This is a genomic window from Ruegeria sp. CE12, from assembly GCF_056537525.1.
In genome coordinates this window covers 218,075-231,194 of the sequence record NZ_JBQFRS010000006.1, presented here as the reverse complement: position 1 = coordinate 231,194, position 13,120 = coordinate 218,075, and the positions used below count along the sequence as shown (strand labels likewise).

Annotated in this window: 13 protein-coding genes; 9 read left to right on the top strand and 4 right to left on the bottom strand. The window is 56.7% G+C overall.

Going from position 1 to position 13,120, the window contains the following annotated elements; translation table 11 throughout:
• The first annotated feature begins 37 nt into the window (after nucleotides 1–37).
• Both ACR0IO_RS15820 and ACR0IO_RS15815 read left to right on the top strand, forming a co-directional pair.
• The gene (locus ACR0IO_RS15820) at nucleotides 38–1,012 is read left to right on the top strand and encodes a LysR family transcriptional regulator (protein ID WP_480742554.1); all 975 of its coding nucleotides are present in this window, start codon (nucleotides 38–40) and stop codon (nucleotides 1,010–1,012) included.
• Between the two features lie 17 nt (nucleotides 1,013–1,029).
• A complete protein-coding gene (locus tag ACR0IO_RS15815) occupies nucleotides 1,030–1,248 on the top strand; it encodes a LysR substrate-binding domain-containing protein (protein ID WP_480742553.1) in 219 nt (72 codons plus the stop codon).
• Nucleotides 1,249–1,491: 243 nt separating this feature from the next.
• Here ACR0IO_RS15815 and ACR0IO_RS15810 read toward each other — a convergent pair whose 3' ends face one another.
• The 4 genes from ACR0IO_RS15810 to ACR0IO_RS15795 are packed head-to-tail and all read right to left on the bottom strand — an operon-like array spanning nucleotide 1,492 to nucleotide 6,610.
• Nucleotides 1,492–2,436: an ABC transporter substrate-binding protein gene (locus ACR0IO_RS15810; RefSeq protein WP_155149249.1), complete on the bottom strand. Its 945-nt coding sequence runs from the start codon at nucleotides 2,434–2,436 to the stop codon at nucleotides 1,492–1,494.
• Nucleotides 2,437–2,484: 48 nt separating this feature from the next.
• Entirely contained in the window at nucleotides 2,485–3,492 is a 1,008-nt protein-coding gene (locus tag ACR0IO_RS15805) for an ABC transporter permease (protein ID WP_480742552.1), read from the bottom strand.
• On the bottom strand, nucleotides 3,489–5,015 hold the full coding sequence (locus tag ACR0IO_RS15800; RefSeq protein WP_480742551.1) for a sugar ABC transporter ATP-binding protein: 1,527 nt from the start codon (nucleotides 5,013–5,015) through the stop codon (nucleotides 3,489–3,491). Before ACR0IO_RS15800 ends, ACR0IO_RS15805 begins: the two co-directional genes overlap by 4 nt.
• A gap of 41 nt (nucleotides 5,016–5,056) precedes the next feature.
• The gene (locus ACR0IO_RS15795) at nucleotides 5,057–6,610 is read right to left on the bottom strand and encodes a UxaA family hydrolase (RefSeq protein ID WP_480742550.1); all 1,554 of its coding nucleotides are present in this window, start codon (nucleotides 6,608–6,610) and stop codon (nucleotides 5,057–5,059) included.
• Between the two features lie 84 nt (nucleotides 6,611–6,694).
• Here ACR0IO_RS15795 and ACR0IO_RS15790 point away from each other — a divergent pair, with 84 nt between their 5' ends.
• The 7 genes from ACR0IO_RS15790 to ACR0IO_RS15760 are packed head-to-tail and all read left to right on the top strand — an operon-like array spanning nucleotide 6,695 to nucleotide 13,119.
• Nucleotides 6,695–7,432, top strand: a complete 738-nt coding sequence (locus ACR0IO_RS15790) for a GntR family transcriptional regulator (RefSeq protein ID WP_209016337.1) — start codon at nucleotides 6,695–6,697, stop codon at nucleotides 7,430–7,432.
• Entirely contained in the window at nucleotides 7,429–8,481 is a 1,053-nt protein-coding gene (locus ACR0IO_RS15785) for an aldo/keto reductase (RefSeq protein WP_480742549.1), read from the top strand. The genes ACR0IO_RS15790 and ACR0IO_RS15785 overlap by 4 nt, the downstream gene beginning before the upstream one ends.
• Complete coding sequence (locus ACR0IO_RS15780; RefSeq protein ID WP_480742548.1) at nucleotides 8,471–8,899, top strand: RbsD/FucU family protein; 429 nt, start codon at nucleotides 8,471–8,473, stop codon at nucleotides 8,897–8,899. The genes ACR0IO_RS15785 and ACR0IO_RS15780 overlap by 11 nt, the downstream gene beginning before the upstream one ends.
• A complete protein-coding gene (locus tag ACR0IO_RS15775) occupies nucleotides 8,896–9,726 on the top strand; it encodes an amidohydrolase family protein (RefSeq protein WP_480742547.1) in 831 nt (276 codons plus the stop codon). Before ACR0IO_RS15780 ends, ACR0IO_RS15775 begins: the two co-directional genes overlap by 4 nt.
• 1 nt (nucleotide 9,727) lies before the next feature.
• The gene (locus tag ACR0IO_RS15770; protein WP_480742546.1) at nucleotides 9,728–10,840 is read left to right on the top strand and encodes a fumarylacetoacetate hydrolase family protein; all 1,113 of its coding nucleotides are present in this window, start codon (nucleotides 9,728–9,730) and stop codon (nucleotides 10,838–10,840) included.
• Between the two features lie 12 nt (nucleotides 10,841–10,852).
• A complete protein-coding gene (locus tag ACR0IO_RS15765; protein WP_480742545.1) occupies nucleotides 10,853–12,355 on the top strand; it encodes an aldehyde dehydrogenase (NADP(+)) in 1,503 nt (500 codons plus the stop codon).
• A gap of 8 nt (nucleotides 12,356–12,363) precedes the next feature.
• Nucleotides 12,364–13,119: an SDR family oxidoreductase gene (locus tag ACR0IO_RS15760; protein ID WP_155149266.1), complete on the top strand. Its 756-nt coding sequence runs from the start codon at nucleotides 12,364–12,366 to the stop codon at nucleotides 13,117–13,119.
• The last annotated feature ends 1 nt before the right edge of the window (nucleotide 13,120 follow it).

Genomic DNA, 13,120 nt, shown 5'->3' with positions numbered 1-13,120 from the left:
CCTTGAGGTTCGTGTCGTTCGATGGAGATATGCCCTATTGCAAAACCAGAAAAAACTGAGGCTAATTTGGAAGCAGAATTCTGGTTTTGGATATAAAATGGAAACGGACACCCTTCGACTGTTTGTTCTTGCCGCCGACAAGCTGAACATCAGCGCAGCCGGCCGCGAGCTTGGTCTTGCACCCTCGGTGGCCAGCGCGTGGATGACAAAACTGGAGAAAAGCATCGGCGCTGACCTCCTCCACCGCTCCACTCGGAAAGTCGCCCTGTCGACCGAAGGGTTGGAGTTTCTGCCCTACGCCCGAGATATCATTGCGCGCGAAGACGCAGCCAGGGCGGCCCTTGGACAAGGTCGTGCAGAGGTATCAGGCACCCTGCGCTTCACCGCTCCAAGTACATTCGCGCAGCTCTATATCGCGCCCATCTTGCCGGACTTCATGGCGAGGCAACCCAAGCTTCGCCTGGATATGCGTTTGTCGGATAAGCAATTTGATCTGATTGAAGGAAGTTTTGACCTGGCAATTCGCAATGCCGTCCTGGAAGACTCCACGCTACGTGGTCGCAAACTTGCAGACGACACCCGCGTTCTCTGTGCGTCGCCGGACTACCTGCAAAAACACGGCTATCCAGATACGCCTGAAGATCTTCGGCACCACCACCTTGTTGCATTCGGAAACGATGCACCGCAACGCATGGTCAGAGATGATGGCACATTTTCCGAGTTTGATCCAAACGCCGGAAGCTGCAAACTTATCATTGATGACGGACATAGCCACAAGGTCGCGACACTCTCTGGAGCAGGTATCGCACCACATTCTCTATGGAGCGTCCATAGTGAGCTTTCTTCCGGAAGCCTCGTTCGTGTACTTCCAGACTACACCTGTTTCGCAGATACTGCGCTTTGGCTAATCTATCCACAGACAAATGTTCTCTCGGCCAAAGTGCGCGTTTTCATGGACTTCTTACTCGAACGCATCGGTCGAAATCCAGAATGGCTCAAGCCTAGCCGTTGAAAGGGCAATCCAGTCATGTGAACGAAGTCAGACGTATGATCGAATGCGGATTGGGTATTGGCTTCCTTCCAGTTCATTTAGCTGACCCTTACGCAGCAAGAGGCGACCTGTTCCGCCTTCCGCCCTATGAGAACGAGCCAAGCGCAACTGTTTTTCTGATCACAAATCAGGCGGTCTCTCTTTCGGAAGCGAAACAGGTGCTGCTTGAAGAGATGCAATGGAACTCGGATACTTAAGGATGAATTCCCAGTGTGCGAACGGTACTGCCCGAGTTCTCTACCAAGTGCACCGCTGAACATACCTGCTCGACAAACGATCTGTTTCCAGAAGCCACATATTAAAAACACCCCCTCCATCCGAGGGATAAACCGAATGTACCTACCCAGTACGCCTTCGCATCCATTCGCCTGGTAGACTTCAGATCAAAGCATCCGGCCCACCCAAAAGGCAGGCCGGACCGCTCACTAAACCAAAGTTCCTTAGTCGTACAAAACGGCCGCGATCTTTGGGTCATCAATGTTCGAGGCGTCGTAATAGTAGAAGCCCGTGTCGATCAGGCCCGGAACCTCTTCCCCGTTCAGAGCCGCAACCGCTGCCTTCACCGTCTCATAGCCGATGCCGACCGGGTTTTGCGTGATAGCGCCCGCCATCAAGCCGCTCTTGATTGCGTCTTTCTGGGCCTTGCCGCTGTCATAGCCGATGATGACCAGACCTTCGGTGCCCAGTTCCTGAACACCATTTACAACGCCAATGGCAGAGCCTTCGTTTGTGCCGAAAATGCCATTCAGATCAGGGTTTGCTGTCAGGATTGCCTTGGTGACTTCGGTCGACTTCAGGTGGTCGCCCTGGCCGTACTGAACCGTGACAACTTCGATATCCGGATACTTCTCGGCCATGCGATTGACGAAGCCATCGCGGCGATCAATACCGGTGCGGCTGGTCTGGTCGTGAGCGACAACCGCGACTTTACCCTTGCCACCAATTTTCTCTGCCATCTTGTCGGCTGCGAGCCCGGCTGCCGCCAGGTTATCCGTTGTCGCGGTTGAAAGCGGAATATCGCTGTCAACGCCGCTGTCGAAAGCGATGATCGGAATACCCTTTTCATTGGCCTGTTTCAGCAACGGGATTGCGGCTTGACTGTCCAGAGCGGCAAAACCGATGGCTTTTGGGTTGTTGGCCAAAGCGGCAGCCAGCATATCGATCTGGCGGTCCACCATTGTTTCATTGTCTGGGCCTTCGAATGTGATGGTGACATCAAACTCGTCAGCTGCTTGTTCCGCGCCAGACTTTACTGCCTGCCAGAACTGATGCTGGAAACCTTTGGATACCAGCGGGATGTAAATTTCTTCTGCCGCCGCCATCGAGGCGGGTCCTGCCAGGGTGACTGCACTCAGCGCCCCCAGAATGAAACGACGTGAAAACATGTTTTTCTCCTCCAGTTGGTCGTTTTGATTATTGATTTAGTTGCTTGGTCATCCCGATTTCTTGCGCCGTGCCATATCGGCATAGACGGCCAGGATGATGATTGCTCCGGTCACACCGGTCTGCCATTCCTGCGCGACGGACAGCACGCGCAAACCGTTGGTCAGCACGGCCATAATCAAGGCACCAATGAGCGTACCCAGAATCGTCCCGCGCCCGCCGGACAGAGAAGTCCCTCCGATCACAACGGCGGCGATCGCCTCCAGTTCGTATCCAAGTCCCAATGCCGGTTGCGCGGAATTCAGACGCGAGGCGATCAAGATGCCGGCGATGCCGCAGATCGCGCCGGCTAGCGCGTAAATGCGCATCTTCCACATGTCGGTGTTTACGCCGGACAGACGCACTGCTTCCTCATTGGAACCAAGCGCAAAGGTGTACCGGCCCAGAACCGTGCGCCCCAGAATGTATGAGGCTGCGATAGCCACAAGGAACAGGATCAGCACACCATTGGGGATAGGCAGAGACGGAAAAACCTCGCCGATCAGTGACCCGCGCGAAATTTGGTCAAAGCCCGGCGTGTCGTTGAAATAGATCGGCCTTGTGCCCGAGATCACCAGCGACATACCCTTGAGGATTAGCATCATGCCCAAAGTCGCAATGAAGGGCGGGATCTTCATCTTGGCCACAAACGTACCCGAGCACAGACCGCAAAGCGCCCCCGCCGCGATGGCCGCTGCGACACCCAACAGCAAGGGCATCCCCAGATAGGTCAGAACAACGCCCGCGATCACCGCACAGAAGGTCATCAATGTTCCCAGCGATAGGTCGATCCCGCCGGTGATGATGATCAGCGTCGCAGCCACCGCCAGCACCCCGTTGACCGAGGTCGCCTGCAAAATCGCGATCATGTTCGAGGTCTGCATGAAATTCGGCGACGCGATCGAGAAGCCGATCAGCAGGGCGATCAAACTCGCGAACGCCAGCAGTTTTTGGTAGGCACCGCTTTCCGACAGACCCGCGAGGGGTTTCTTCTTGTCGATATCCGTAGCTGTGGTCATTGGACTGTCCCTGTTACCTGCATCGCCGCCGCGCGCTGCGTGGCCAGATGCATGATGTCTTCTTGAGTGGTGTCTTTTCCGCCGGGTAGAATGCCGGTCAGTCGGCCTTCGCACATCACGGCGATGCGATGGCTGAGGCGCATGATTTCGGGTAGTTCCGATGAGATCACGATGATCGTCTTGCCTTGCCCCGCCAGGTCTTCCAGCAGTTTGTAAATCTCGGATTTAGCACCGACGTCGATACCCCGCGTGGGTTCGTCAAAAATCAGGATATCGCAGTCGCGGAGCAGCCATTTGGCGATGACCACCTTCTGCTGATTACCCCCCGACAGCAGTCGAACCTCCTGAACGTCAGATGGCGTTCTAATGCCCAACTGCTTAATGTAGCTATTGGCGGTGTCGCTGATTTCACCATCGTGCAGAACCCCGCCTGCGCCGGTGAATAGGTCCATCGAGGCAAGCGCGATGTTATCGCGTACGTTCATACCAGTGGCGAGGCCGAAATGCTTCCGGTCCTCGGATAGGTATCCAATCCCCGCTTTGACGGCGTCAGTGGGTGATTTTATCGACACCACCTGACCATGTACCCGGATTTCGCCGCTATCCTTGGGATCGGCCCCGAAGATAGCCCGTGCAACCTCGGTACGACCTGCGCCCATCAGACCGGCAAAGCCCAGAATTTCGCCCTTTTTGACCGAAAAGGTGACGTCTTGAATTTCTTTGTCCCGGTTCAGTCCGGTGACCTGCAGAGACAACTCAGCGTCGCCCAGATCAGGTACGTCCAGCGGCTCTTCATTGACCTCACGTCCAACCATCATAGCGATGATCTGGCTGATCGGGGTTTCGGCGGCCCCTACCGTTCCGACATATTCCCCATCGCGCATGACCGTCACACGATCTGAAATCTGTTTCAACTCGTCCATCTTGTGGCTGATGTAAACGATGCCCACGCCCTCGGCCTTGAGGCGGCGGATGATCACGAACAGCTCCGCAATCTCGGCGTCATTCAAGGCCGCCGTGGGCTCGTCCATGATCAGCACTTTGGATCGGAACGACAGCGCCTTGGCGATCTCGACCATTTGCTGTTTCGCAATGGTCAGGCTACCCACCAACGCCTTGGGATCAAGGCTGAGGTTCATCGAGGCAAAGATTTCGGCGGTCTGCGTATTCAGTGCCGCCTCGTCCAAACGGCCAAAACTTTTGCGAGGTTCGCGTCCAATAAAGATATTCTGAGCAACGCTCAGGTCGTTCATCAGGCTCAACTCCTGATGAATGATCCCAATGCCCAGATCCTGCGCTTCACGGGGGGTTGTCGGGCTGACTTCACGCCCTTCAATCTTCAGCGTTCCACCATCGCGCTGATAGATACCCGACAGGATCTTCATCAGCGTACTTTTCCCGGCACCGTTTTCACCCATAAGCGCGTGAACTTCGCCCGGTTCCAGATCGAACTGCACGGATTTCAGCGCGTGCACGCCGGGGAAGAATTTTTCAATCCCCGTCATTTCGACCAGTTTAGTCATGCTTCCTCCCATGTGCCCTTCTCCCTTGGGCCAAACGCGGATTACATCACCGCGCCGATTTGCCAGGGAACGAATTCAACGCCCCCAAAGCCAAGTTCCTCGCTTTTTGTTTTGTTGCCCGAGGCGACGCGGATCAGCATTTCGAACAGTTCTTCACCCTTGGTCTCGATGCTGACCCCATCGGTGACGATGTCGCCGCAATTCAGGTCCATGTCGTCAGCCATGCGTGCGTACATTTCGGAATTGGTGGCCAGCTTGATACAGGGCGTCGGCTGATACCCCGACACTGATCCTCGCCCGGTGGTGAACACGATCAGATTCGCGCCCGAGGCCACTTGTCCGGTCACCGAACATGGATCAAACCCGGGACTGTCCATGAAGACAAAACCTTGCTTGTCGATCATCTCACCGAACTTGTAGACATCTCGTAGCGGCGCGGTGCCTCCTTTAGCGACAGCGCCCAGCGATTTTTCGAGAATTGTCGTGAGCCCGCCGCGCTTGTTGCCGGGGCTCGGGTTGTTATCCATCTCACCGCCGTTGCGGGAAGTGTAATCTTCCCACCAATGGATACGGTCGATCAGCTTTTCGCCGACCTCTACCGACTCGGCGCGCCGGGTCAGCAGGTGTTCCGCCCCGTAGATTTCCGAGGTCTCCGATAGGATCGTCGTGCCGCCGTGGCGCACCAGCAGATCCGAGGCATATCCCAATGCCGGATTCGCGGTGATCCCCGAATACCCATCAGAGCCGCCGCATTGCATGCCGACCGTAATGGCACTGATCGGAGCCGGGGCGCGTTCAGCCTGATTGGCCAACTCAGCGATGCCGCGCAGTTCTTCCAGCCCCCTTTCAATGGTACGCCGGGTTCCGCCCTCGCTCTGAATGGTCATATAGCGAAGCACCCCGTCAGCGCGGATTGGACGCCCACCGACAAGATCGGCCACTTGCATGACCTCACATCCCAGACCGATCAGCAGGATACCCCCGAAATTCGGATGTTGCGCATAACCGGCCAGCGTCCGGAACAAGGTGGCATAGCCTTCATCCTTGCCGGACATTCCACAGCCAGTCCCATGCACGATTGGGACAACACCGTCGACATTGGGAAAACTGTCCAGCAACCCAGACTTTTCAGAAGCTTCGGCAATGAAACGTGCAACAGAGCCCGAGCAGTTCACTGTGGTCAAAATGCCGATGTAATTGCGTGTGCCCACTCTGCCGTCGGTTCGATGGTAACCGTCAAACGTCCGACCTTCGTTCAAAGCAGACAGCGGCGTGTTCGCGCTTGCGTGCGCATAGTCCTGCTGGTGCGCCCCCATACCAAGATTGTGCACATGGATATGTTCACCCGGCGCGATGTCGCACTTGGCCTGCCCGATGATCTGGCCATAACGAATAATATTCGCGCCAGCCTGAATTGGAGCCACAGCAATCTTGTGACCGCGGGGGACTGAAGAGACTAACGGCACTGGAGCAGAAGTGGGCTGCTCACCCGCCTCCAAATCCCGCAAAGCTATGACGATATTGTCTTGTGGATTGAGCTTTACGACTTCGCGCGCCGCCTCCTCCAATACACTTATGCCGCTATGTGCTTGCATGTCTTCCCCGCTTGCATGGCCAATGTTGCTAAGCTCAAAATCGTTACTTGTCAACTAACATGTTAGAATGCTAAATTGCTAAGCATGAACAAACAACAAGACATAGACGCCGCTTTGCTGCCTGAGATCACGACAACCGAAGGGTCGCTGACTCAACGGGTCCACCACTCACTGAAGCAGGCGATTCTGTCGCTGGATTTTCCACCCGGCGCAAATCTACGAAAGGCGCCTGTGTGTGAGCGACTGGGCGTTTCGCGCGCCCCTGTTGCCGATGCGATTGCACGACTGGCCTCGGAAGGATTGGTGGATGTGGTGCCGCAATCTGGAACCCGCGTGTCCTACTTTTCGATGGCCGAAATCCGCGAAGGCGTTTTCCTGCGCGAGGCACTTGAGCTCGCAACCGTCGCCAAGGTTGCACGCGATCTGACCGACGATCAGCGCAAACGGTTAAGCCGCAACATGCGCCTGCAGGAACTGTTGATCGAGGATGAGGACATCCCCGGCTTTTATCAGGCCGATGAAGAGTTCCATGCTCTGCTGATGGAGTTCACCGGCTTCCGACGCCTCGCGGACGTAGCACAGACCGTTTCCCTGCAGGTCAGCCGCGCCCGTATGCTGCTGTTGCCTACACCGGGCCGGATCGCCGAAACACTGGCCGAACATCGGGCAATTTTCGAGGCGATCAGCAACCGCGATGAACAGGCTGCGCAGGACGCCATGCGCATTCACCTTGGGCAGTTGATGCCGCGTATCGAGCAACTGGAGCGGCAAAAGCCTCATTTGTTCAACCTCACGCCACAGCCGGATAGCGAGGCAGGATGACCGTTTCTCAGACAGAGCCATTGAACAATCGTACTGCACGGCCTGTTCCACTGACCCGAATGGGTTTTGGCGGAGCGCCGTTGGGAAACCTGTACCGCAAAGTATCCGATGTTGACGCACAAGCGGCGTTGCAGGCGGCATATGACGCTGGCATCCGCTTTTTCGACACTGCGCCGCAATACGGACTTGGCCGGTCCGAAAACCGGTTTGGCGAAGCGATTGCCAGGTTCGGTCGGGAGAACATACAGCTTTCGACCAAGATCGGTCGCCTTCTGTTGGATTGCGAACCGCATGAGGTGACACCCGAAGCCTTCGTCGACGTGCCCCAAAAGAGGATCGTGTTTGACTATACCTATGACGGGGTAATGCGGTCTTACGAGGCCAGCCGCGACAGGATCGGTGTCGCCAACTCTGATATCCTTTTGGTCCATGATGTTTGTGTCTTCAGCCAAGGCAGTCAGGAATTGTCGGATGCCAAAGTGCGCGAGCTTTTTGATGGCGGGGGATACAAGGCGCTGACGGAATTGCGCGATGCAGGCGAAATCGCCGCAATCGGCGCAGGCGTAAACGAATGGCAGGTTTGCGAAAAGCTTCTTGGGCTGGGTGACTTTGACGGGTTCCTATTGGCAGGGCGGTATACGCTGTTGGAACAGGAAGCCCTCGACAGTTTCCTGCCGCTCTGTGAGCAGCGCGATGTTGGGATCATCTTGGGCGGGCCATACAACTCGGGCATTCTCGCAACTGGGGCAGTGCCCGGTGCCAAGTACAATTACGCGGACGCGCCCGAGGACATTCTGGATAGGGTCCGCAAGATCGAAATCGTTTGCGCAGCCCACGGAACTCCGCTGATCGCTGCAGCGCTACAATTTGTTCTGGGTCATCCTTGTGTGAAAACAGTGGTACCCGGAGCCGTCAACGCATCCGAGGTGCAGTCCAATGTTGCGCTGATGGAGCGCGACATACCTCCGAGTCTTTGGTCGGATCTGAAATCCGAGGGCCTGATCCGCCCGGACGCACCTATACCAAGTGAGGTTGCAGATGCTGCGTAACATCAACCCGATACTTTCGCCGGATCTTCTCTATACCCTGAGGGCCATGGGCCACGGGGATGAGATCGTTATCGCAGATGCGAATTTCCCGGGGTCTAGCAGTGGGCCGGAATGCATCCGGGCGGATGGGTCTTCGGCCAGCGAAATATTACAGGCCGTGTTGTCCGTGATGCCCTTGGACACGTTCGTTCCTGATCCGGCTTTGACCATGCAGGTTGTCGGAGACCCGGACGCAATTCCTGACGCTGTGGCGGACTTTCAGCGCATCATCGACGCGACCGCGGACACTCCAGCAAAGATTCAAGGGATGGAACGGTTTGCTTTCTACGAGCGTGCCACCAACGCTTTTGCCATCGTCCAGACAGGCGAGCACAGACTCTATGGCAACATCATTCTGAAAAAAGGTGTGATCGGATGAGGATCGACGCGCATCAGCATTTCTGGGCTCTGGCGCGCGGCGACTATGGTTGGCTGACGCCCGATCTGAGCGCGATCTACAGGGATTTTATTCCAGAGGATATAGCACCTCTGCTCGGTGCTGCTGAGATTGATGGCACAGTCCTTGTGCAAGCGGCACCGACTTTGGCCGAGACCGAATACATGCTCTCTCTGGCGGATCAGAACGCGTTCATCAAAGGTGTTGCGGGTTGGGTTGACTTTGAAGCCGTTGATGCGTCGGCACAGATCGCCGCTTTGGCCACACACCCAGCACTGGTCGGCCTTCGCCCGATGATACAGGACATCGCTGACCCTATGTGGATGCTGGGCGGCACGCTGACACCGGCTTTCGAAGCAATTCAGCGACATGACCTGACATTCGATGCCCTGACCTTGCCCCAGCACCTGGGCCCGCTCAGGCAACTTCTTGAACGCCGGCCCGATATGCGCGTGGTCATCGACCATGGGTCGAAACCACTGATCAAAGACGCGATCTTGGGTGATTGGTCCGAGAACATGGCAGCATTAGCCCGAGAAACCAGCGCCTGGTGTAAACTGTCGGGTCTGGTAACCGAGGCTGCCGCAGATTGGACGATTGAAGACCTGCGACCGTACGTAGATCATTTGCTGAACACCTTCGGTCCGTCGCGCCTGATCTGGGGCAGTGACTGGCCAGTTTGCACCTTGGCCTGCAGTTACCAGCGCTGGCTCGAAACCACCGATATGCTGCTAAGCCAACTGAGCAACGCAGAACGCCAAGCAATAATGGGTGGGAATGCCGCCCGGGCCTATAACCTCAGGGACTGAAATGAATATACCCACACTGGATTCAGACGGGCTGTGGCTCGGGCGTATTGAACGCGCCGGGATCGGCCCCAGCGTGGTAACACTGCGCCATGGGCAAGTTGTAGATATCACGTCGAAAACGGCACCAACTGTCCGGGATATCCTGGAACGCGACGATACAGCGGACTATGTACAAAAAGCTCAAGGTCAAGATATCGGCCCGCTGGACACTAACCACCGATGGCTCGCCCCTTGCGACTTGCAGGCCATAAAGGCCTGCGGTGTCACATTTGCCGGGTCTATGGTCGAACGCGTGATCGAGGAACAGGCTGCAGGCGATCCTGCCAAGGCAGATGCGATCAGAGCGCGCATCGGGGACCGGATCGGGGACAGCCTCTCGAACATCGTACCGGGATCGAGCGATGCCGCTGAGGTCAAAGAGGCCCTGATCGCCGAAGATCTCTGGAGCCAATACCTGGAAGTCGGGATTGGCCCCGATGCCGAAGTGTTTTCCAAAGCACAGGTTTTGTCCTCAGTCGGGTTTGGTGCAAGTATCGGGCTTCACCCCATTTCAACCTGGAACAACCCCGAGCCCGAAATTGTTCTGACCGTGACTTCGCAAGGTGAAATTAAGGGTGCAACACTTGGGAATGACGTAAACCTGCGTGATGTCGAAGGCCGCTCAGCCCTGTTGCTGAGCAAGGCAAAAGATAACAATGCCTCTTGCGCAATCGGGCCGATGATAAGGCTGTTTGACGAGACATTTTCGTTGGACGATATACGTCAGGCCGAACTAACGCTTACCGTCACAGGACCAGACGGGTTTGTGTTAGACGGTAGTTCGTCGATGTCCCAGATTAGCCGTGATCCAGTAGATCTTGTGAAGCAGACCATCGGACGCCATCATCAATATCCTGACGGGCTGATGCTGTTTCTCGGAACTCTATTCGCCCCAACCCAGGACCGCGATACTCCCGGTGGTGGATTTACTCATAAGCTTGGCGATGTCGTCACCATTGCCAACGCACAACTTGGGGCGCTGACAAACACGGTGCGCCTGTCGACGGAATGCCCCGAATGGACCTTCGGGGCGTCTCACCTGATGCGAAACCTCGCCCATCGCGGCCTGCTGTAAGAGAGAACTAACATGTTGACTGGAAAACACCTGATCGCTGGCGAATGGGTCGGCGCAGAAGCAACCTTTGCGTCGGAACCCGCGCATGGTCCCAGCCATGACTTTGCCCTGGGAACCCCCGTGCTTGTCGACCGAGCCGTGAAAGCCGCTGAGGATGCCTTTGCCAGTTTTGGTTGGTCCACCCGCGCTGAGCGCGCTGCGCTGCTGCGAAAAATCGCGGATGAAATTGATGCGCGAGGAGATGCGATCACCGAAATCGGAACACAGGAAACCGGACTGCCCGAGGCACGCTTGCAGGGTGAACGTGGTCGCACCGTGGGCCAGTTGCGCCTGTTTGCAGATCATATCGAGGCCGGAGACTACCTTGACCACCGCCACGACACTGCCCAGCCAGATCGTGCACCCCTACCCCGCCCCGACCTTCGGATGATCCAGCGGCCGCTGGGCCCCGTTGCTGTATTTGGTGCGTCTAACTTTCCTTTGGCATTTTCTGTCGCGGGCGGCGACACAGCCGCAGCGCTGGCTGCGGGGTGCCCGGTCGTCGTCAAAGGTCACTCGGCCCATCCTGGTACTGGCGAGATCGTTGCCCAAGCAATCGACGCCGCCATCAAGGCGACCGGTGTTCATCCAGGAGTGTTTTCGTTGGTTCAGGGCGGCAAACGCGATATTGGCACCCGTTTGGTACAACATCCGCTGATCCGGGCGGTGGGCTTTACCGGCAGCCTGGGTGGAGGGCGCGCCCTGTTTGATCTGTGCGCACAACGCGATGAGCCCATTCCGTTTTTTGGAGAGCTGGGTTCCGTCAACCCAATGTTCATACTGCCACGAGCCGCAGCCGCGCGCGGGGTTGAGATCGGTGCGGGCTGGGCGACTTCGCTGACGATGGGCGCAGGTCAGTTCTGCACCAATCCCGGTATCGCCGTGATCATTTCCGGTCCGGATGCCGATGCATTTCAGTCCGCAGCCGAGGCCGGCCTGTCTTCGGTAGATGACCAGACCATGCTGACCGATGGAATTGCGGCGGCGTATCGGGACGGTGTTTCACGTGTCGCCGCTGGAACAGGCGTTTCGAAGGTCATGGGCACCGGATGCGACGGGCGCGACTCTGCCCCATATCTTTTCACCGTTTCCGGTGATGACTGGCTCGCCGATCACAAGTTGCAGGAAGAGGTCTTTGGACCTTTAGGCATTATAGTGCGCGTGAAAGACATTGAGCAGATACAACAAATCGCCAGGGCCATAGAAGGCCAGCTGACATGCACGCTGCACCTCGATGAAGACGACAAACCAGCGGCTCAGGCATTGCTACCGCTGCTCGAGCGAAAGGCAGGGCGCCTGCTTGCCAACAGCTTTCCCACAGGAGTCGAAGTTTGCGACAGCATGGTCCACGGCGGCCCTTACCCTGCCTCGACCAATTTTGGTGCCACATCCGTCGGGACATTATCGATCCGGCGCTTTCTGCGACCGGTTTGTTATCAGGACATCCCATCTGACCTTCTGCCCGAGAAACTGTGAGGTTGCCCATGTCGACATTCAAACCATCCAACCGGCTTGCGGATAAGACCGCTCTGATCACGGCGGCCGGTCAAGGCATTGGACGCGCAACCGCTGAATTGTTTGCGGCCGAAGGTGCCCGTGTGATCGCGAGCGACATCAACGATGCTTCGCTTGCCGAATTGGGCAGTATCCCCGGGATTGAACCGCTCAATCTGGACGTAACGAACAATGAGGCCGTGACCGCTGCTATAGCCAACCTGCCAAATCTGGACGTTCTGTTTAACTGTGCGGGCTATGTTGCGGGAGGCTCAATCCTTGAGTGCAACGAAAAGGACTGGGATTTCAGCTTCGACCTCAACGTCAAAGCCATGTTCAGACTGATCCAACTGACCCTTCCGGGAATGCTGGAAGCAGGCGGTGGGTCAATCATCAACATGTCGTCGGTCGCATCATCCATGAAGGGTGTACCCAACCGATTTGCCTACTGCGCCTCAAAAGCGGCCGTAATTGGCTTGACCAAATCTGTGGCTGCCGATTTCGTGACCCAGGGCATCCGCTGCAACGCAATATGTCCGGGCACCGTCGACAGCCCAAGCCTGCATGAAAGACTGCAGGCCACCGGAGACTATGAACAGGCAATGACCGATTTCATCGCCCGTCAACCGATGGGTCGAATTGGCACAGCGGAAGAGATCGCAGAACTGGCACTGTATTTGGCCAGTGACGCAAGCAAATACACTTCGGGTCAGCCCTTTGCCATCGACGGCGGCTGGACGATCTGAG

Bases quoted from the DNA above. Each gene is read 5' to 3' on its own strand.
- ACR0IO_RS15775 (WP_480742547.1), top strand. From the start codon at position 8,896: ATGAGGATCGACGCGCATCAGCATTTCTGGGCTCTGGCGCGCGGCGAC.
- ACR0IO_RS15810 (WP_155149249.1), bottom strand. From the start codon at position 2,436: ATGTTTTCACGTCGTTTCATTCTGGGGGCGCTGAGTGCAGTCACCCTG.
- ACR0IO_RS15790 (WP_209016337.1), top strand. From the start codon at position 6,695: ATGAACAAACAACAAGACATAGACGCCGCTTTGCTGCCTGAGATCACG.
- ACR0IO_RS15795 (WP_480742550.1), bottom strand. From the start codon at position 6,610: ATGCAAGCACATAGCGGCATAAGTGTATTGGAGGAGGCGGCGCGCGAA.
- ACR0IO_RS15765 (WP_480742545.1), top strand. From the start codon at position 10,853: ATGTTGACTGGAAAACACCTGATCGCTGGCGAATGGGTCGGCGCAGAA.
- ACR0IO_RS15785 (WP_480742549.1), top strand. From the start codon at position 7,429: ATGACCGTTTCTCAGACAGAGCCATTGAACAATCGTACTGCACGGCCT.
- ACR0IO_RS15780 (WP_480742548.1), top strand. From the start codon at position 8,471: ATGCTGCGTAACATCAACCCGATACTTTCGCCGGATCTTCTCTATACC.
- ACR0IO_RS15770 (WP_480742546.1), top strand. From the start codon at position 9,728: ATGAATATACCCACACTGGATTCAGACGGGCTGTGGCTCGGGCGTATT.
- ACR0IO_RS15800 (WP_480742551.1), bottom strand. From the start codon at position 5,015: ATGACTAAACTGGTCGAAATGACGGGGATTGAAAAATTCTTCCCCGGC.
- ACR0IO_RS15805 (WP_480742552.1), bottom strand. From the start codon at position 3,492: ATGACCACAGCTACGGATATCGACAAGAAGAAACCCCTCGCGGGTCTG.
- ACR0IO_RS15760 (WP_155149266.1), top strand. From the start codon at position 12,364: ATGTCGACATTCAAACCATCCAACCGGCTTGCGGATAAGACCGCTCTG.